At 64.1% G+C, this 17,916-nt stretch carries 18 protein-coding genes; 9 read left to right on the top strand and 9 right to left on the bottom strand.

Annotation, left to right across the window (positions count from 1 at the left end):
- Positions 1-97: 97 nt before the first annotated feature.
- The 4 genes from GGD67_RS09630 to GGD67_RS09615 all read right to left on the bottom strand — a co-directional run bounded on the left by GGD67_RS09630 (position 98) and on the right by GGD67_RS09615 (position 3,381).
- Positions 98-379: a hypothetical protein gene (locus GGD67_RS09630; protein WP_179732376.1), complete on the bottom strand. Its 282-nt coding sequence runs from the start codon at positions 377-379 to the stop codon at positions 98-100.
- Complete coding sequence (locus GGD67_RS09625; protein WP_179732375.1) at positions 376-1,821, bottom strand: radical SAM protein; 1,446 nt, start codon at positions 1,819-1,821, stop codon at positions 376-378. Before GGD67_RS09625 ends, GGD67_RS09630 begins: the two co-directional genes overlap by 4 nt.
- The gene (locus GGD67_RS09620) at positions 1,818-2,534 is read right to left on the bottom strand and encodes a prolipoprotein diacylglyceryl transferase (RefSeq protein WP_179732373.1); all 717 of its coding nucleotides are present in this window, start codon (positions 2,532-2,534) and stop codon (positions 1,818-1,820) included. Before GGD67_RS09620 ends, GGD67_RS09625 begins: the two co-directional genes overlap by 4 nt.
- An 82-nt stretch (positions 2,535-2,616) precedes the next feature.
- Entirely contained in the window at positions 2,617-3,381 is a 765-nt protein-coding gene (locus GGD67_RS09615; protein WP_018318952.1) for a Crp/Fnr family transcriptional regulator, read from the bottom strand.
- Between the two features lie 178 nt (positions 3,382-3,559).
- Between GGD67_RS09615 and GGD67_RS09610 the strand changes: the two genes are divergently transcribed.
- Positions 3,560-3,943: a response regulator gene (locus GGD67_RS09610; RefSeq protein ID WP_026202102.1), complete on the top strand. Its 384-nt coding sequence runs from the start codon at positions 3,560-3,562 to the stop codon at positions 3,941-3,943.
- Positions 3,944-3,946: 3 nt separating this feature from the next.
- Here the strand turns inward: GGD67_RS09610 and GGD67_RS09605 are convergent, their stop codons facing one another.
- Entirely contained in the window at positions 3,947-5,488 is a 1,542-nt protein-coding gene (locus tag GGD67_RS09605; RefSeq protein WP_179732371.1) for an alkaline phosphatase, read from the bottom strand.
- A gap of 162 nt (positions 5,489-5,650) precedes the next feature.
- Positions 5,651-7,096, bottom strand: coding sequence for a TAXI family TRAP transporter solute-binding subunit (locus GGD67_RS09600; RefSeq protein ID WP_179732369.1), 1,446 nt, complete (start codon positions 7,094-7,096; stop codon positions 5,651-5,653).
- Positions 7,097-7,244: 148 nt separating this feature from the next.
- On the opposite strand from GGD67_RS09600, the gene GGD67_RS09595 reads away from it, so the two are divergent.
- Both GGD67_RS09595 and GGD67_RS09590 read left to right on the top strand, forming a co-directional pair.
- Positions 7,245-7,541, top strand: a complete 297-nt coding sequence (locus GGD67_RS09595; RefSeq protein ID WP_018318948.1) for a 4a-hydroxytetrahydrobiopterin dehydratase — start codon at positions 7,245-7,247, stop codon at positions 7,539-7,541.
- A gap of 98 nt (positions 7,542-7,639) precedes the next feature.
- Positions 7,640-8,035 (top strand): YkvA family protein, encoded by a 396-nt coding sequence (locus GGD67_RS09590; RefSeq protein ID WP_179732367.1) that lies wholly within the window; start codon positions 7,640-7,642, stop codon positions 8,033-8,035.
- 154 nt (positions 8,036-8,189) lie between these two features.
- On the opposite strand, the gene GGD67_RS09585 is transcribed toward GGD67_RS09590, so the two are convergent.
- From GGD67_RS09585 to GGD67_RS09575, 3 genes are all read right to left on the bottom strand, one after another.
- Positions 8,190-9,350 (bottom strand): TAXI family TRAP transporter solute-binding subunit, encoded by a 1,161-nt coding sequence (locus GGD67_RS09585; protein WP_018318946.1) that lies wholly within the window; start codon positions 9,348-9,350, stop codon positions 8,190-8,192.
- A gap of 18 nt (positions 9,351-9,368) precedes the next feature.
- A complete protein-coding gene (locus GGD67_RS09580; protein ID WP_179732365.1) occupies positions 9,369-10,229 on the bottom strand; it encodes a hypothetical protein in 861 nt (286 codons plus the stop codon).
- Positions 10,230-10,545: 316 nt separating this feature from the next.
- Positions 10,546-11,520, bottom strand: coding sequence for an NADPH:quinone oxidoreductase family protein (locus GGD67_RS09575; protein WP_018318945.1), 975 nt, complete (start codon positions 11,518-11,520; stop codon positions 10,546-10,548).
- A gap of 218 nt (positions 11,521-11,738) precedes the next feature.
- Between GGD67_RS09575 and GGD67_RS09570 the strand changes: the two genes are divergently transcribed.
- The 6 genes from GGD67_RS09570 (at position 11,739) to argG (ending at position 17,890) form a co-directional block, all read left to right on the top strand.
- Entirely contained in the window at positions 11,739-12,578 is an 840-nt protein-coding gene (locus tag GGD67_RS09570; protein ID WP_179732363.1) for an SDR family oxidoreductase, read from the top strand.
- Between the two features lie 117 nt (positions 12,579-12,695).
- Positions 12,696-13,343 carry an invasion associated locus B family protein gene (locus tag GGD67_RS09565; protein WP_018318943.1) on the top strand — a complete coding sequence of 216 codons (648 nt, stop codon included), beginning with the start codon at positions 12,696-12,698 and terminating at the stop codon, positions 13,341-13,343.
- Between the two features lie 230 nt (positions 13,344-13,573).
- Entirely contained in the window at positions 13,574-14,776 is a 1,203-nt protein-coding gene (gene rlmN / locus GGD67_RS09560) for a 23S rRNA (adenine(2503)-C(2))-methyltransferase RlmN (RefSeq protein ID WP_179732361.1), read from the top strand.
- A gap of 164 nt (positions 14,777-14,940) precedes the next feature.
- Positions 14,941-15,435: a hypothetical protein gene (locus tag GGD67_RS09555; protein WP_018318941.1), complete on the top strand. Its 495-nt coding sequence runs from the start codon at positions 14,941-14,943 to the stop codon at positions 15,433-15,435.
- 247 nt (positions 15,436-15,682) lie between these two features.
- Entirely contained in the window at positions 15,683-16,459 is a 777-nt protein-coding gene (locus tag GGD67_RS09550) for a phosphatase PAP2 family protein (protein WP_179732359.1), read from the top strand.
- A gap of 93 nt (positions 16,460-16,552) precedes the next feature.
- Entirely contained in the window at positions 16,553-17,890 is a 1,338-nt protein-coding gene (gene argG / locus GGD67_RS09545; RefSeq protein WP_018318939.1) for an argininosuccinate synthase, read from the top strand.
- Positions 17,891-17,916: the final 26 nt, after the last annotated feature.

The following is a 17,916-nucleotide window of genomic DNA, read 5'->3' as shown; positions in this document are numbered from 1 at the left end:
GCCTACGCGTTGCGGCGCAATATATGCAAAAACCGCCAAAAAACAATGCGTTCTTTGGGCCTTGGTTGACTGAATTTTGCCCGGGAATCTCCGGGGGTTAGCTCCCGTTCCGGGCCGGCGGGGCCTTTCGCCCCATGAGGGCCGCCCAGATCAAGACGACGCCTCCGATGCCGATGACCAGTCCCAAAAAGACCAGCGACGCGATGTCGGCGGGGATCTGGCCACCCTCGACCACCGACATTCCGCCGAACAGGAGCGCGCAGAGCCCCGGCAGCAGCATGAAGATTCCGGCGATCGCCATCAGCGCGGTCAGGCAGCCGCTGCGTGCCTCGCCGGGTGTCGGGACGGGCGGCAGAACCGGCGGTGGCGTATCGCTCATTGTGATGCCTCCTCGCTTTGCCTTGCCGCGCGATAAGTCTGCCCTTCGAGCGCGGCGCGGATGCCGTCGATCTTGCCGTTACGGTAGAACAGATTGTAGGTGTCGAACGGAATGATCGCGCCCTGCTCCGTCACGAAATGGATGCAGCTGCGCTTGACGTTGCCGACGCAGAAATTGAAGCGATCGAGAAACTGCACGATGGTGACGCGGAACACGTTCTCGTAAGAGAGCCCTTCCGGCACCTGAAAGCTCGGAAGGCAGCACAACAGCTCGCAGACGCGCTCGGACGTGTTGAGCGGGCCCGACGACAGCGAGAACAGATCGACGAATTTTTCCCGCAGCACTGGATATTTCTCAGGGCTGATCGTGTTGGGCATCACCGCAACCAGCTGCTCCTGCGGGATCAGCGAGGTCAGCGGCAGCACCTTCTCGCCATTGCGCAGGCCATAGCCGATCGAGATGCTTTCGGGATTGCAGGGCAGCGGGATCATGTCCTTGTCGCCGAACACGCCGGTCTCGATCACGCGCTTGCGGATCTCCGACAGCATGATGCGGTCGGTTTTCTCATCGAAATTCTCGTTGCGGCCGGCGTCCTGCACCGGCTGCAGCGTGACGCCGCGCACGCATCTCCACGTCAGCGCGTGGCGAACGATGTCGCCGATTTCGGAATCGTTGACGCCGCGCTTGATGGTCGCGACCAGTGTGGTCGACACGCCAAAATGCTCGAGATTTTCCAGCGCCTGCTGGCGGATTTTTCGCAAATCCGCGCCGCGCAGGTCGATCAGCGCATCGCGCTGCAGTGAATCGAACTGGAGATAGACCTCCAGCCCGCGCCTGTTCTCGGCGAGCCGCGCCACGAAATCCTTTTCGCGGGCGATGCGCAGCCCGTTGGTGTTGATCATGACGTGGCGGATCGGGCGGGCGCGCACGGCATCCAGGATCTCGAAGAAATCAGGATGCAGCGTCGGCTCACCGCCGGAAATCTGCACGAGATCGGGCTCGCCCTCGCTTGCGACCAGCGCGTCCAGCATCTTCTCGACTGTCGCGAGCGGGGTGAATTTCGTTCGTGCGGGCGAGGATTCGGCGAAGCAGACCGGGCAGGTGAGGTTGCAGTGCTCGGTGATCTCGATCAGCGCCAGGCAGGAATGCTGCTCGTGGTCGGAACAGAGACCGCAATCATAGGGGCAGCCGAATTCGGTGCGCTGCTGGAATTGCAGCGGCCGGTCGCCGGGCTTGATGAAATCCTTGCACAGGCGCCAATAGGCGGCATCCGTCGACACCAGCGTCGACTGGACGCCGTGCTCCCTGCAGCGCTTTTCGTACCAGACCTCGTTGTCGTGGATCTGGATCTTGGTCGGCACCAGCTTCAGGCAGGTCTCGCAAAGAGATTGGGTCTGGCCCCAGAAAATATAGGGCCGCGACTTACGCAACGGCGCGTTCATGCAAGTATCTCGTTTTGTAAGCGTCTCGCTTTGGGCGCCGTCGCCAGCATGACGCCGGCGTAGAGCAAAATGGACAGCGACAGCAGATGAAACAGGGTGAAGGGGCCGATCAGCGTGCCGTAGGGCTTGAGGAATTCCCACAGGAAGCGTTGCGCTCCATAATAGACGAGAACCAGGTAGAAACCATTGGTGATCACAAAGGCGTTCCGGTTCACGACCGCCAGCACATAGAGCAGCGCGAATACGGCCATGGCCGCGCTCTCATAGAGCTGCACGGGATGGCGCGGAATGCCGTCGCCGAAATCCTGGGCCCATGGCAGCGCCGTCGGCGTGCCGTAGGTGAAATCGTCGAGGCCTGCGAAGTAGCAGCCGAGCCGGCCGATCGCGATGCCGAGCGCCAGCGGCAGCGCAAAACGGGCACCGGTTCGCGCGGCGATCCCCGCGGACCATTTGTAGAGCTCGATCGCCACGATGCCGCCGGCCAGCGCGCCCTCCACCGAGCGCGCAATGCCGCTTTGCCCCGACAGCCATAGATTGACGGAGCCGAACAGATAGGCGCCGAGGCCCGCGCCGAACACCAGCGCGGCGACATAGGGCAGCTGGAAGGATTGCGCCGGAAACTGCAGGCGCTGTCGCGACAGCCAATAGACGGCCGCCGCCGCCGCCAGCCATGCCAAGACGTCGAAGATGGTGTGTAGGAAAGCCCCGCTCATGCCGGGGGATATTAGCCCAGGTTCCGGCCGAGCGGGATAGTGCGCCTGCTCGTTCTCCACGCCGGGGAAGCGAGGCGGATCGCTACCCGGCCTCCCGCTCCTCGGTCGGATAGACGCCGCGCAGCACCTCCTCGAAATGCATCTTCACCGCGTCGTTGCACAGGCAGGCGCGAAGCCTCAGGCCGTCGCGGTTGCGAACCAGGATCGATCCGCGCCTCGTGTCGAGAATCCGTTCCGCCTTGAACGACTGAAGCACGCGGCTTGCATAGGAGCGGCCAACGCCCAGCAGCGTCGCAAGCTGTTCGTGGGTCAGCGGCACGCTGTCCTCGTCGCCGGTGCGCTCCATCGCCGCCAGGATCCATTTGGCGGTCCGCTGCTCGATCGAATGGATCGCATTGCACGCGGTCGACTGGAAGATCTGCGCCAGCATGCAATCGGCATAGCGGGCAAAGATGTTGCGCAGCGACGCCGAGCGCAGCTTGGCCGCTTCCAGCTTGGCGACATGAACGCGCGCAAACGGGCCGCCGAATTTCACGCAGATCCGGGTATAGGCCGGCAGGAATCCCTCGCTGACGATGCCGCCCACCGCGCCTTCGCGGCCGACCAGGATGGTCTCGACGTCTCGGCCATCCTCGTTGGGGACCAGAAAGGTCGCGAGCGCCGGTCCGCAGGGGAAGTGGACGACCTGGACGTCGTCACCGGGGCTGTAGAGCAGCTGGCTGGCTGCGGAATTTTCGACGGTCACATGCGGTGCGAGCAATGCGTAGTCTGCCTGGCTCAAGCGCCGCAACAAATTGTTGGCCGGACGGCTCTCGACCTCGATCATCTTGCTGATACGCGCATCCATCGTGAACTCCGATCTTCCTCCCCACCTTAACGAGTTCCTTGCATTCCCTGTGTGCACAAGTGGACAGACTAGAGAACGGCAATGTGGTGGGTTTCGTTCCGGGAACCCTCCGATGCGCTATGCGCAGGCATCGTGGCGCGGCAGTCCTGATCCGAACCCCCACACACAAGATGCGATCATGACACCCGCACTTTCCAATGGCTCAAGCTGGCCGGCCGACGTTCTGATCGTCGAAGACGATCCGATCATCGCCATCGATTTCGAGGACCGTCTGCTCGGGTTTGGAGTGCCGGGCGTGCGGACCGTCGGGTCGGTGACGCAGGCGCTCGGCGCCATCGCCAACCGCGCGCCCGATTTCGCGCTGCTCGATGTCGAGTTGATCCGCGAGACCAGCTTTGCGGTCGCGGAGCGGCTGGCTGCGCTGAAGATCCCGTTCGTCTTCGTTACCGGCTATGGCGCCGAGGCGCGCATTCCGCCTGAATTCTCGGGCCAGCCGCGGTTGCAGAAGCCGTGCTCGAGCGACGCGCTGGAGGCGGCGCTCAAGGTGCGCGCCCTCGACTAGCGATCAGGCCTGCTTCGGATCGAGCGTGGTCGACCACAGCGCGACGTCGGCGCGGTCGCGCAAGGTCACCGTCATCTGGCCCGAGGCGCCGTCGATCTTGACGTGACCGAAGAACTGCATGCCGGCGGAGGGCGGCAGGTTCTGGCTGTCCTTGCCCGGCGCCTTGACGAAGCGCACCTCGGGTCCAAAGGTGTTGTCGAGCGCGTTCGGACCGAACGTGCCGGCATGCAGCGGGCCCGAGACGAATTCCCAGAACGGCTCGAACTCCTGGAATTGCGCCTTGTTCGGATCGTAATAATGCGCGGCGGCGTAGTGCACGTCCGCCGTCAGCCACACCGTGTTGCTGATCGGCGCCATCTTGATGAAACGCAGGATGTCGGCGATCTCGAACTCGCGGCCGCGGACCGGGCCGTCACCCTGCGCGATTGCTTCCGAGCCGCCCTTCGGCGTGTCCGCGACGACGAGGCTGAGCGGCATGTCGGAAGCGATCACCTTCCAGGTCGCGCGTGAATTGAGCAGGCCGCGCTTGAGCCAGGCGATCTGGTCCGGGCCGAGGAAGTAGCTGGCGGGGCCGTAAGCGGTTTCGAGATTGGCGCCGTTCGGGCCGCGATAGCTACGCTCGTCGAGCACGAACACATCGAGATGCGGGCCGTAGGAGATCTGGCGATAGACCCGCCCCGGCTCGACGATGCTCTCGCGCATCGGATACATCTCGTGGAAGGCGCGGCCCGCGCGGGCGGCGAGCAGGGCGATGTCGCGCTCCTTGTAGGCGGCCGGCAATTCCTTCGACAGCGACCAGTTGTTGGTCACCTCGTGGTCGTCCCATTGCACGAAGATCGGCACCTCGGCATTGAAGGCGCGGAGGTTGTCGTCGATGAGATTGTATTTGTGCGCGGCGCGGTACTCGTCCAGCGTCTCGGCGACCTTGGTCTTCTCGGGGATGGTGACGTTCTTCCAGAGCTTGCCGTCGGCGAGCTTCACCTCGGATACAATCGGGCCGTCGGCATAGATGGTGTCGCCCGAATGCAGGAAGAAATCCGGACGGTGCTTGCGCATCGCCGAGAAGGTGAACATGCCGCCGTCGTCAGGATTGATGCCCCAGCCCTGGCCGGCGACGTCTCCGCCCCAGACGAAGCTGACGTCGCGGCGGTCGGCCGGCGCGGTGCGGAAGCGGCCGACCACCGGCTCGCCCTCGATCGCGCTGTGGGAGAGATCGCGGAAGCGGACGCGGTAAAAAATGTCCTGGCCGCCCGGCAAGTTCTCGATCAGCATCTTCGCGGTGAAGTCGCTCTCGGGGAGCGCTGCGATCGGCGGCAGCGCACGGGCATCCCTGAATGACTCCGTCGTCGCCACCTCGACCAGCATCTGCGCGGGCCGGTCGGTGCGCGCCCACACCACACCGCCGTCCACCGTGACGTCGCCCGACTGGACGCCATGAGTGACCATCGGCCGATCGGCCGCGCGCGAGAGATAGGGCATCGCGACCGCGCCGAGCGTACCGGCGCCGGTGGCGAGGAAGCGGCGGCGGGAGAATTTGATGTTCATGCTTGGCTCGCTGTGCTGCGCGCATCTCGCGCCGTCATTCCCGGACGGTCCGAAGGATCAGAACCCGGAATCTCGAGATTCCGGATTCGCGCGTTGCGCGCCCCGGAATGACGGTGAACCTATATTGAGACAATGTGACGCAGCGATAACGCGCGCAAGCGCTCACGCGTTGCCGGCGGCCCTGAACTGGGCGCCGGCCCGCTGCAGGTTCTGCGGCAGGCTGAACAGCACCGCCTTGCGGTCGGCGACGGCGGCGTGGAACTGGTCGAGTGCGATGTTGAAGGCGGTGAGCGCGGCTTCCTCGATCGCGCCGTGATCGAAGCAGCGCAGCGTGTCGCGCAGGATCTCGTCGGCCTCGGTCTGCATCTGGTCGAGCTCTTCGGTCGTCTCGCATTTGCGTGCGGCGGCGATCATGTCGAGCAGCCGTTCGCGCTGATGGTTGTTGTTGTCGCGCTCGTCCTTCTTCAGATAGCCCGCGAACCAGGCGCCGATCGAGCCCATGGCGGACAACGCCATCAGGCTCCACCAGATGTAATCGCTGTATTTGTCGAGGAAGGTCTTTTCCTCGCCGTCGACGAAGGCGGCGGCGCCCGGATGCACCGGGATCACCGCGTCCTTGTCGGTGTCGGGTGTCTCGATCTTCGCCGCCAGCGGGAATTCCGTCACCAGCTGCTGGCGCACGGCGAAGAGCTGGCGCGTGAACGCCGCGATGGTGGTTTCGGACACGCCTTTGCGCGCCACGACGTGGTGCGAGAAGCTGATGGTCTTGACCTCGTCGTCCGGGCGGGCGGGCGAGCCGCCATAGGTGCCGGCGGGAATCTCGGACGCTTCGTAGACCGGGTGGTTCTGCGCGATCGCATCCGCGGACTCGATCGCGAGGAAGCTCGGCGCGCCGAAATCCTTGGTGGAGGCGGCGATCGCATCCGCCGTGATCTTGCTGTTGACCGGGCCGGCCGCGAGATAGACGTCGGCCTTCTGGGCCTTGATCGCCTCGGCGACCTCGTTGGCCGGGAATTGCACGATCTCGACCTTGGCGGGATCGACGTTGTATTGCAGGAGGATCACCTTGAGCAGATTGACGTTGGCCTGGGTGCGGCCGACGACGCCGACGCGATGGCCGGCGAGCTGCGAGATCTTGGTGATCTTCGCGCCCCGCTTCTTGCCTTTGCTAGGCACGGACCACAGCACCACGACGTTCTTGCGCAGGGTCGCGACCGCTTGCGCGTTCTTGGGGACGTCGAGGTCGCCGCGCACGATGGCGAGATCGACCTTGCCTTCCGCAAGCGCATTGGCACTGGCGGTGGCGCCGTCGGTCTGGATCGGCCGCAGCCGCACCTGGCCCTTGCTCTGCGTGAAGGCCTGCGTCAGCGCCTGCACGACCTTGACGTCGTCGCTGTTGGCGGGACCGACCGCGATCTTCAACGTCACCGGCCGCATGGCGAAGTAGTAGCCGCCGACGAGCGCACCGATGATCGCAAGCACGAGCGCAAGAGACACGAGCGCGGTCTTCCGCGCCGCGGATCGCGGCGAAGGCGGAGAGGGCGTTTCGGCCAGGTCCAATCCCCCGGTCATCGATCTCCCAAACAGGCGCTTCAGGCTCAGTTTCATCTTGGCCGGCGATTTACGCCCGTAATTGTAGCAAATTTCTTGTCCGGCGGGGTTACATCTCCGTCATGGTTAGCGGATGGCGGAAATCCCCGTATGAACCCGGGCGTCAGCGGGGTGTTAGGGTAAAGTTCCCCTGAAGGACGGAGACATGACCATGGCAGATCGGCTTTCGGCGGAGGCGCGCAGGCAGGCGCTGGGTGGACTACCCGGTTGGAGCGAGGTTCAGGGCCGGGATGCCATCGGCAAAACCTTTATCTTCAAGGATTTCAACGAGGCGTTCGGCTTCATGACCCGCGCTGCGCTGGCCGCCGAGAAGATGGATCACCACCCCGAATGGCGCAACGTCTACAAGACGGTGGAGGTGGTGCTGTCGACCCACGACGCCGGCGGCGTCACGGCGCTCGACATCGCGCTGGCCAAGACGATGAACGCGATCGCAGGCTGAGACCGGGCCGACATCTTGCAGGGATCGGCCACATCCCCATCTTGTGATCAGCCGGGATCGGCGATCCGTCGCCCGGCTGAACGGGGAGTTTGTCGAACATGGCTGCCGAACACAGCGTCGGTTTCGAGCCGGCCGATCGGCTCGCGGAAGACCGTGAGAGCGTGCGCCGCCGCTTCTGGCGCAAGCTGAAGCGTGTCGCCGCGCAGCTGCCGTTCGCGGAAGACCTGCTTGCTGCCTATTACTGCGCGTTCGACCGGCAGACCCCGCGCCACGTCCAGGCCGCGCTGTTGGGTGCGATCGCCTATTTCATCCTGCCGTTCGATTTCGTCGCCGACGTGATGCCGGTCCTCGGATTCGCCGACGACGCCGCGGTACTCGCCACCGCCATCCGCATGGTTTCCGGCCACATCACCAATGAGCACCGCGAAGCCGCCCGTGCTGTGCTGAAGCGTGGGGTGGATGAGGAGGGCGATGCGGACATGGAGGCGGCGTAGTCAACGCGGATTCAACCACACATTCCGCTGTCATGCCCCGGCTTGATGTGTAGTCCGGGGACATGGCTGACACCTGTTCGGACACATCGCTGACAGGTTGGCCATTGGTCAAGCCGGGCGATGACACTGAGTGTGTGGCGACGAAACGCGCTCGCTATTTCTTGCCCGCCTCCACCCGCGCCTTCTCCGCGTCCCATGCCTGGAATTGCTTGAACAGCGTTTCCCTGTCCGCGTCGGAGACCTTTGCGGCCGTGGGGCTCTGCTTCAGGAACGCCTCGAATCGTTGCCGTGTCACCGGCTCGACGCCGTGCTTGTCGAGCCATTGCTGCGCCACCGGCAATCTGTTCCAACCCGACAGGGGCGCCGCGAGCGAGACCTCCTTCCACTTGGGATGGAAGGGCGGGTTCTGGAGCGCCGGGAATTTCGTGAAGAACGCGTCCACGAACAGCGCGAGCTTGCGATAGCGTTCGGTGTTTGGCGCCCAACTATAGGCCGCGAGCACCGCTGGCACCGCGATGGTGTCCACGCTCTCGCCCTCCTTGATCAGATTCGGATAGTCCTTGGTCGTCAGCGTCGCCGGCAGATAGTCGCTCTGGAGCGGCTTTGCATAGTCGACCTTGGCAAGATGGAAGCGGCCGTCATTGCCGAAGGTCGAGACTGATTTGTACGGCTTGCCGCCGACCACGATGACGGCGTCGATCTCACCGGCCTTCAGCTTTTCCATTGCGATGCGCTGCTCGACATAGACGAATTTCGCCTTGATGCCGAGCCGCTCGAATACGGTGAGCGCGGTGACGAAGGTGCCGCCATTGGGCAGGTCGACGCTGACCGTCTTGCCTTCGAGATCCTTCAGCGTCGCAACAGATTTCGGCGCGATCACCTGCATCTCTTCGTTGTAGAGCTTCGTCACATAGGTGAATTGCTTCTTGATGTCCTTGGCAAAACCCTTGCGCTCGAGATAGTCGAGCGTGTCGGCCCGCACGATGCCGAGATCGACCCCTTGCAGGAACAGGATGTCGGCGACGCTCTGCACCGAGCCACGGCCGACGATCGGCAGCACGCGGATCTTGTTGCCGTCGTCGAGCACCGAGGCGAGGTCGGCGCCGAACTGCACGTAGGTGCCGCCGATCGTGCCGGTGATCAGCGTGACGGTGTTGGCGTTCAGCGCCTGCTTGGTCGAGGTCGAGCCGAACTGGAAGATGGCCTTCAGGCCGTCCGAGACCTTGGCCGGATCGTATTCGGTCTGCTCGGCGCCGGCGGTGGAGGCATAGATCGTCATGATGGCGGCAAGTGCCATTCCAAAAGCGTTACGCATGATGTCCCCTGAAGAGTTCTAGTTCTGAATCCGGACGAGACGCTGGCGCGCCTCCGCCGATCCGAGTGATGCAGCCCGCTGGTACCAGTCACGTGCGGCGGATGCGTCGGCAATGACACTTCGCGCATCGCTGGTGCCGAGCACCGTGGGATCATAGGTCTGCGCCAGCAGAAGCGCGGCCGTTGCATCTTGCGCATTGGCCGCGCGTTCGAGCAGCAGCCGCGCTGCGGCGATGTCACCGATCCTCAACAGGCTCTTCGCGCGCGTCATCAACGCTGCCAGCGTGTCGGCGTCGAGCGTCCTGACCGATTCAGGCGGTGCAGGCTGTGCGGCGACGGGCTCCGGTGCTTGCACCGGTCCTTGCACCGGTCCTTGCGCTTGCAGCGCAACCTGATAGGCGGTCGCTATCGCTTCGCGGCTTGGCACCGTCGGTGCAGGGAGGTCCCGTGCGTCGGCGCTCGCCAGCGTCGTGTTGGACACGCGGGCCGGATCCTTGAGCGGGGTCTGTGGTATCGCCGGCGCGTTGGCCGACGCCATGGCCATGTCCGGCGCAAGCCCCACCCAGCTACCGGCGTTGGCGGTGAAGAAGCCGCGAAAGTCGGATTGAAACAATACGGCCAGAACTGCCAGGGTGGACGCTGCCAGAACAGCCGCGAGAACACGCGGCACAATTCTGGAACGCAACTCCACCGGCGTATATTCGCTTGGGTCCGGCGCGCCGAGCGGATCGGACAGGAACAGCGGAATCGGATCGTCCTGCGAAAGATCGGCCCGTGCGGCGCGCGCACGGACAAAGGACGCGGTCGGCGGATGTGATGCGGCTCGATTGAAGTCGAGCGCACTCGACTCCTTGGACGGGCGGAACGCCGTCGTCTCCATGGTGATGCTCCCCATTACTAACGCAACGCAGGGGCATTCCCGGCTTCAGTCTTTTTATTGTTGTCCAGAGGTACCCCGCAAACTGGAACCGGTAAATCGCCGTCTGAATCAGCCCAAAAAACGACGACGATTTGCGCGAATCGGGAGAGATTTGGGTTTGATTGCGGCAAAGCAGGGGAATGCACCGCAATTTTGGCGGGAATGGTTGAGGGCTCATTACCAAGCGACGGCGCACGAAAAAGCTGGCGCAGCTTCAGCGACGCCAGCGATTCGAGCGGTGACAGTTTTGTATGTGGCGATGGCGACGCCTACGTCCTCACGGATGCAAAATCACCTTGCCCATGGCCTGACGTCCCGCGAGCACCTTCAGTGCATCTGCTGTCTGCGCCAGCGGGAAGGTGCGGTCGACATGCGACGAGATCTTTCCTTCCGCCGTCCACTTCACGAGCTTCTCGAGATTGGCGCGGTTCTTCTCCGGATTCTGCCGCGTCCAGGCGCCCCAGAACACGCCGCGGATGTCGCAGCCTTTCAGCAGCGCGAGGTTCAGCGGCATCTTCGGAATGTCGCCCGCGGCGAAACCGATCACGAGGAAGCGGCCTTCCCAGGCGATCGAGCGCAGCGCCTGCTCGGCATAGGCACCACCAACCGGATCGAAGATGATGTCGACGCCCTTGCCACCCGTGAGTTTTCGCAAACCTTCCTTGAGGTCTTCCTTGGCGTAGTTCAGCGTCAGCTCGGCGCCGTGCGCCTTCGCGAATTCGAGCTTCTCGTCCGACGAGGCGCAGGCGATCACCTTCAGGCCCATCAGCTTGCCGAGCTCGCAGGCGGCAAGGCCGGTGCCGCCGGCCGCACCTAACACCGCGAGCGTCTCGCCCGGCTTCGGGCTGGCGCGATCTTCCAACGCATGAAGCGCCGTGCCGTAGATGATGATGATGCCGGCCGCGCGGTCGTAGTCGAGATTGTCGGGGATCTTCACGATCGACGCCGCCGGCAGCGCGATCTTCTCGCGCGCGCCGTTGTGGCCGCAGGAAGCGACGACGCGATCGCCGACTTTCAGATCGGTCACGCCGGAGCCGATGCTCTCGATCACGCCCGCGACTTCCGCGGCCGGCGAGAACGGGAACGGCGGCTTGATCTGATACTTGCCCTGAATCATCAGGATGTCGAAGAAGTTCAGCGCCGCCGCCTTGATCGCGATCACCGCTTCACCGGGACCTGCCACCGGATCCGGCACCTCAGCCAGTACGAGATCGTCAGGCTGGCAATATTGCGAGCAGAGGATGGCTTTCATAGCGGCACCTTGGGCGTTTTGGGTGGAATTATAGTTTGGCCGTTTCTGCCGGATTTACTGCGGCCGGACAATCCGGATTCTTTGTCTCGGGCGGCGCGAGGGCCTATCCTCGTCATCCGAGCGCAGCAAGCAATCCAGACTATTTCCGCCGGACGGATTCTGGATTGCTTCGCTGCGCTCGCAATGACGGAGCAAGAAGAAAAGGGAGGATTCAAACGATGTTTGAAACAGGCCTGCTGAGGGACAAGCGCATCCTCGTCACCGGCGGCGGCTCGGGCCTCGGCGCCGCGATGGGGCGCCGTTTCCTTGCACTCGGCGCCGAGCTCGTGATCTGCGGCCGCAAGCTCGACCGGCTGGAAGCAACCGCGAGCGAGATGCGCGAGGAGACAGGTGGCAAGGTCACGACGATCGCCTGCGACATCCGCGACGGCGCGGCCGTCGACAGCATGATGGAACAGATCTGGCGCGAGGCGCCGCTCGACATCCTCGTCAACAACGCCGCTGCGACGTTCATCGCACAGAGCGAGCATCTGTCGTTCCGCGCCGCCGATGCGATCCTGGCGCCGACGTTGCATGGCGCGATGTACTGCACGCTGGCCGCAGGCAGGCGCTGGATCGAGGACCAGCATGGCGGCGTCGTGCTCTCGATCCTCTCGACCTCGACCATCACCGGCCGCGCCTTCACCGTGCCCTCGGCGATGGCGAAATCGGCGCTGCTGGCGATGACCAGAAGTCTCGCCGTGGAATGGGGCCCGAAAGGCATCCGCACCGTCGCCATCGCCCCTGGTCCGTTCCCGACCGCGGGCGCGTCGGGCCAGCTCCGCCCCGAAGGCCGTGACGAAGGCTGGACCGCGCGCAACCCGCTTGGCCGGACCGGAGAGCACGGCGAGCTTGCCGATCTCGCCAGCTTCCTGGTCTCGGACCGCGCCGCCTACATCAATGGCGAGATGGTCGTCATCGACGGTGGCGCGCATTTGCGCAGTTCCGGCGCCGAGGATTTGTTACGTTGGACCGAGACGCAATGGGCCAACCAGCGCGCCGCGCGGTCCAAAGCTTAAGGCGGCGCTGATACCGCTAACTGCCTTCCCAAATTGGACTTTCCCGGTTATCCCTGCCGGGGGACAAAGCGCGGCCGGGCCATCTTCCAGTCACAATATTGAGGGAACCACTCCAGCATGTGGCGGGTGCTATCTTTAGCTTTGATGATCGGCATGATGACGTGCGGGATCGCCGATCTTGCGCGGGCGCAGACGACGCAACCGGCGCCGAAGGCCGCACCGAAGTCGGCGGCTCCGGCGGCCAATACGGCTGCAAAGAGCGCGGCAAAGCCCGAGAGCAAGCCTGCGGCTCCGCCCGCAGCGGTTGCGGGTGGCGCGGAGCCGACCCTGATCGGCCAGTTCGGCACCTGGGGCGCTTATTCGGCGACGCCCAACGGCAAGAAGGTCTGCTTCGCGCTGGCAAAACCCTCGTCGTCGAAGACCAATCCGCCGAATCGGCCGCGCGATCCCGCTTATGCCTTCGTCTCGACCCGTCCGGCCGAGAAGGTGAACAACGAAGTTTCGGTCATGATCGGTTACGCGCTGAAGCCGGGCTCGGAATCGTCGGTCGAGGTCGGCGGCGCCGCCTTCGCCATGTACACGCAGGGCGACGGCCTCTGGATCAAGAACGCGGCCGAGGAGGAGCGGATGGTCGAAGCCATGCGCAAATCCGCCGAGCTGGTCGTCAAGGGGGTCTCGGCCAAGGGCACCGAGACGACCGACACGTTCTCGCTGAAGGGCCTCGCCCAGGCGCTCGACAAGATCGCGCAGGACTGCCGGCGGTAAGGCTTAGTCCTTTAAGGCTAAGCGACAGTCACGGTCGCAATCGGCTGTTCCGGTTGCTATATAAGGCCGGTTCCAGATTTCTTCCGTCATTCCGGGGCGATGCGCAGCATCGAACCCGGAATCTCGAGCTCCCCCGGTGCGCAGTTGCGCACCTGAGGTCTGGTCCTCAGGGTCGCTTTGCGATCCCTTCGGACCATTCTGAAACGCCGCAAAACCTTTAGGTTCATTCAATGCAACCGACGACCGAGCCGCATAACGCAATCCTGGTGGAGAAGACGCCACTCGAGACCTATGTGCCGCCGGCGAGGCCTTCGCTGATCGGTCTGTCGCGCACGGAGCTTGCCGATCGCCTCGGCGAGATCGGCGTCGCGCCGGCGCAGCGCAAGATGCGCGTGCAGCAGCTCTGGCACTGGCTCTATTTTCGCGGCGCCCAGAGCTTCGACGACATGACCTCGATCTCGAAGGGCATTCGCGCCGAGCTCGCGCAGCATTTTACGGTCGACCGGCCCGAAGTCGTGGCCGAGCAGATCTCCAACGACGGTACCCGCAAATGGCTGCTGCGTCTGCCGAGCGGCGACAATGTCGAGCGCGCTCATGAAGTCGAATGCGTCTACATTCCCGAGACCGATCGCGGCACGCTGTGCGTCTCCTCGCAGGTCGGCTGCACGCTGAACTGTTCTTTCTGCCACACCGGCACGCAGCGCCTGGTGCGCAATCTCACCGCGGGCGAGATCGTCGGACAGATCATGGTGGCGCGGGATCGCCTGAACGATTGGGCCGATCGCGAGGACGGCACACGCCGCGTCACCAATATCGTGATGATGGGAATGGGCGAGCCGCTCTATAATTTCGACGCGGTGCGCGATGCGCTGCTGATCGTCGGCGACAATGAAGGCATCGGTATCTCCCGCCGACGCATCACGCTGTCGACCTCGGGCGTGGTGCCGAACATCGTGCGCGCCGGCGAGGAGATCGGCGTCATGCTCGCGATCTCGCTGCATGCGGTTCGCGACGAGCTGCGCAACGAGCTGGTGCCGCTCAACCGCAAATATCCGATCAAGGAGCTGCTGCAGGCCTGCCGCGATTATCCCGGCGCTTCCAACGCGCGCCGCATCACCTTCGAATATGTGATGCTCAAGGGCGTCAACGATTCGCTCGACGATGCAAAGCTGCTGGTGAAGCTGCTCAAGGGCATTCACGCCAAGATCAACCTGATCCCGTTCAATCCCTGGCCCGGAACCGCCTATGAATGTTCGGACTGGGACCAGATCGAGAAATTCTCCGAATACATTTTTAATGCCGGCTATTCCTCGCCGGTGCGCACGCCGCGCGGCCGCGACATCCTCGCCGCCTGCGGCCAGCTCAAGTCGGAGACCGAGAAGCTCAGCGCGAGGGAACGGCAGGCACTGCGCGCCATGGCGATGACGGATTAGGTTGTCATGACCGCGCTCTCGCATCCTCGTCATTGCGAGGAGCGTAGCGACGAAGCAATCCAGACTGCGTCTGCAGACGTATCTCTGGATTGCTTCCGCCTTCGCCAAGGCTTCGGCGGACAAGTCGCTGCGCTCGCAATGACGACTACGGTGACTTCCTCCGCATGTCCCTGATCGGCCGCCTCATCGTCATCTTCATCGGCTTCCTCGCCGCCTGTTTCGTCGGCGGCATGATCGTGGTCGTCGCGCTGCTGTTTCCGGAGTTCGCCGATCTCGGCGCCGGCCCCGTCGATCAGGGCGCGATCGACATTTTGCTCGGCTTCGGCTTCATCTTCGTCTCCGGCTTTGCGCTGGTGCCGGCGGCAGTGATCGTTGCGATCACCGAAGCCCTCTACATCCGCAGCGCGCTCGCTTATGCCGTCGGCGGCGGCCTCGTCGGACTTGCCTGCTATCTCGGCCTCGTTCCCTTTCACTCCGACACGTTTCAGTTCGAAGGCATCGTGCGGCGCCATCTGGAGATCATGACCGGCGCGGGCATCGTCGCCGGCGTGGTCTACTGGCTGATCGCCGGCCGCAATGCCGGCGCCTGGCGCATCCCGCCGCCCCCGCGCCGACCGCCTCCGCCGCTGCCGTCGAATTCAAGGCCGGATGCAAGATGATGCTCTCTGACACCCTCCCCTGGAGGGGGAGGGTCGGATCGCATCGCAGATGCGATCCGGGGTGGGGTGACAGTCTATCCGCATCGGCGGTGTCGAGGACTGGTGTTTGCGGACGGACGAGAGACCATTTGTGTGGCTTCACCCCACCTCGCTCGCGCTTCGCGCGATCGATCCTTCCCCTCCCAGGGGAGGATGGGCACCTTCACCGGGGTTTTCATGTCGCCGTCTCTCCGCTAAACCGCCCGCCATGAACCGGACTGGACTCTTCATCGCCTTGGCGCTGTGGCTCGTGATCGGCGTTGTTTTCGGCCTCTATCCCGAGCTCGATCTCAAGCTGGCGTCGCTGTTCTTCGACCCCCAAACCAAAACCTTTCCGCTCAAGCTGAACGACTGGGCGGGCTTTGCGCGGGACGCCGCGATGTGGGTCGCCTGGGCCTTCGTGCTGCCCTCGCTTGTGGCGCTCGTGGTCAAGATGATCCGGCCCGACCGTCCCTTGATGGTGTCGGGTCGCGCGATCGTGTTCCTGCTGGTCACGATCATCATGTCGGCCGGCATCCTCACCAACCTCGCCTTCAAGACCTATTGGGGCCGCCCGCGCCCGGTGGTGGTGACGCAGTTTGCCGGCGACCAGCAGTTCGTGGCGTGGTGGGATCCGCGCGGCGGCTGCGCGCGCAACTGCTCGTTCTTCTCGGGCGAGGGCGCGACCGCGTTCTGGACGCTGGCGCCGGCCGCGCTGGCGCCGCCGGCATGGCGCCCGCTCGCCTATGCCGGCGCGGTGGTGTTCGGCGCCGTCACCAGCGGGCTGCGCATGGCCTTTGGCGGTCATTTCTTCACCGATGTGGCGATCGCCGGTCTCGTCAGTTTCGTCGTGATCTGGTTTGCCTACGCGCTGATTTACCGCTGGCCACGGACCCGGTTCTCGGACGAGGCGGTCGATGCCGCCCTGACCCGGCTGAACATGCCCGCCTACCGGCTCCGCCGACGCCTGTTCGGCGGCAAGACCGGTCCCGAACCCACGGTTTAAGCCATTAAATGGGTGCCGAGCCCCGCGAAATTTGATATTCGCGCGGTCAACCCGTCCATGACATCAGCCCTTTGAGACCCGATTGGAAGCGCCATGACCACGATCCTGAAAAGCCTGCCCAAGGGTGAGAAAGTCGGCATCGCTTTTTCGGGCGGCCTCGACACCTCGGCGGCGCTGCTCTGGATGAAGCAGAAGGGCGCGCGCTGCTATGCCTACACCGCCAATCTCGGCCAGCCCGACGAGGCCGACTACAACGAGATCCCGCGCAAGGCGATGGAGTTCGGTGCCGAGAAGGCCCGGCTCGTCGATTGCCGCACGCAGCTGGTCCATGAGGGCATCGCCGCGATCCAGTCGGGCGCCTTCCATATCTCGACCGGCGGTATCACCTATTTCAATACCACCCCGCTCGGCCGCGCCGTCACCGGCACGATGCTGGTCGCGGCGATGAAGGAAGACGGCGTCAATATCTGGGGCGACGGCTCGACCTTCAAGGGCAACGACATCGAGCGCTTCTACCGCTACGGCCTGCTCACCAATCCCGGCCTGAAGATCTACAAGCCCTGGCTCGACCAGCAGTTCATCGACGAGCTTGGCGGCCGCGCCGAGATGTCGGCGTTCATGACCGCGCAGGGCTTTGCCTACAAGATGAGCGCCGAGAAGGCGTATTCGACCGACAGCAATCTGCTCGGCGCCACGCACGAGGCCAAGGATCTCGAGAGCCTCGACAGCGGCATCAAGATCGTCAACCCGATCATGGGCGTGCCATTCTGGCGCGACGATTGTGCCGTCAAGGCCGAGAAGGTCGTCGTGCGCTTTGAAGAAGGTCAGCCCACAGCGCTGAACGGCCAGACCTTCGCCGATCCCGTCGCGCTGTTCCTGGAGGCCAACGTCATCGGTGGCCGTCACGGCCTCGGTATGAGCGACCAGATCGAGAACCGCATCATCGAGGCCAAGAGCCGCGGCATCTATGAAGCGCCGGGCATGGCGCTCTTGCACATCGCCTATGAGCGCCTCGTCACCGGCATCCACAACGAGGACACCATCGAGCAGTACCGCATCAGCGGCATGCGCCTCGGCCGGCTGCTTTATCAGGGCCGCTGGTTCGACTCGCAGGCCCTGATGCTGCGCGAGACCGCGCAGCGCTGGGTCGCGCGCGCCGTTACCGGCGAGGTGACGCTGGAGCTGCGCCGCGGCAACGATTATTCGATCCTCAACACCGAGAGCCCGAACCTCACCTATGCGCCGGAAAGGCTCAGCATGGAGAAGGTCGAGGATGCCGCGTTCTCGCCGGCCGACCGCATCGGCCAGCTGACCATGCGCAACCTCGACATCGCCGACACCCGGACCAAGCTGAAGCTCTACAGCGACACCGGCCTTTTGTCGGGCAGCGAAGGCTCGCAGATCTTCCGGCTCGAGAGCGACAAGGGTTGAGGCCTTTTGCCGCCCGATCGGGCGAT

Source organism: Bradyrhizobium sp. IAR9 (assembly GCF_013408065.1).
GTDB lineage: Bacteria > Pseudomonadota > Alphaproteobacteria > Rhizobiales > Xanthobacteraceae > Bradyrhizobium.
This window is presented reverse-complemented; position numbering and strand designations above follow the sequence as displayed.

Excerpts from the sequence above, each read along its gene's own strand:
- GGD67_RS09605 (WP_179732371.1), bottom strand. The coding sequence starts at position 5,488 with ATGAACATCAAATTCTCCCGCCGCCGCTTCCTCGCCACCGGCGCCGGT.
- GGD67_RS09615 (WP_018318952.1), bottom strand. The coding sequence starts at position 3,381 with ATGGATGCGCGTATCAGCAAGATGATCGAGGTCGAGAGCCGTCCGGCC.
- GGD67_RS09585 (WP_018318946.1), bottom strand. The coding sequence starts at position 9,350 with ATGCGTAACGCTTTTGGAATGGCACTTGCCGCCATCATGACGATCTAT.
- GGD67_RS09555 (WP_018318941.1), top strand. The coding sequence starts at position 14,941 with ATGTCCCTGATCGGCCGCCTCATCGTCATCTTCATCGGCTTCCTCGCC.
- GGD67_RS09565 (WP_018318943.1), top strand. The coding sequence starts at position 12,696 with ATGTGGCGGGTGCTATCTTTAGCTTTGATGATCGGCATGATGACGTGC.
- GGD67_RS09590 (WP_179732367.1), top strand. The coding sequence starts at position 7,640 with ATGGCTGCCGAACACAGCGTCGGTTTCGAGCCGGCCGATCGGCTCGCG.
- GGD67_RS09570 (WP_179732363.1), top strand. The coding sequence starts at position 11,739 with ATGTTTGAAACAGGCCTGCTGAGGGACAAGCGCATCCTCGTCACCGGC.
- GGD67_RS09620 (WP_179732373.1), bottom strand. The coding sequence starts at position 2,534 with ATGAGCGGGGCTTTCCTACACACCATCTTCGACGTCTTGGCATGGCTG.
- GGD67_RS09595 (WP_018318948.1), top strand. The coding sequence starts at position 7,245 with ATGACCATGGCAGATCGGCTTTCGGCGGAGGCGCGCAGGCAGGCGCTG.
- argG (WP_018318939.1), top strand. The coding sequence starts at position 16,553 with ATGACCACGATCCTGAAAAGCCTGCCCAAGGGTGAGAAAGTCGGCATC.
- GGD67_RS09625 (WP_179732375.1), bottom strand. The coding sequence starts at position 1,821 with ATGAACGCGCCGTTGCGTAAGTCGCGGCCCTATATTTTCTGGGGCCAG.
- GGD67_RS09610 (WP_026202102.1), top strand. The coding sequence starts at position 3,560 with ATGACACCCGCACTTTCCAATGGCTCAAGCTGGCCGGCCGACGTTCTG.
- GGD67_RS09575 (WP_018318945.1), bottom strand. The coding sequence starts at position 11,520 with ATGAAAGCCATCCTCTGCTCGCAATATTGCCAGCCTGACGATCTCGTA.
- GGD67_RS09630 (WP_179732376.1), bottom strand. The coding sequence starts at position 379 with ATGAGCGATACGCCACCGCCGGTTCTGCCGCCCGTCCCGACACCCGGC.
- GGD67_RS09550 (WP_179732359.1), top strand. The coding sequence starts at position 15,683 with ATGAACCGGACTGGACTCTTCATCGCCTTGGCGCTGTGGCTCGTGATC.
- GGD67_RS09580 (WP_179732365.1), bottom strand. The coding sequence starts at position 10,229 with ATGGAGACGACGGCGTTCCGCCCGTCCAAGGAGTCGAGTGCGCTCGAC.
- GGD67_RS09600 (WP_179732369.1), bottom strand. The coding sequence starts at position 7,096 with ATGAAACTGAGCCTGAAGCGCCTGTTTGGGAGATCGATGACCGGGGGA.
- rlmN (WP_179732361.1), top strand. The coding sequence starts at position 13,574 with ATGCAACCGACGACCGAGCCGCATAACGCAATCCTGGTGGAGAAGACG.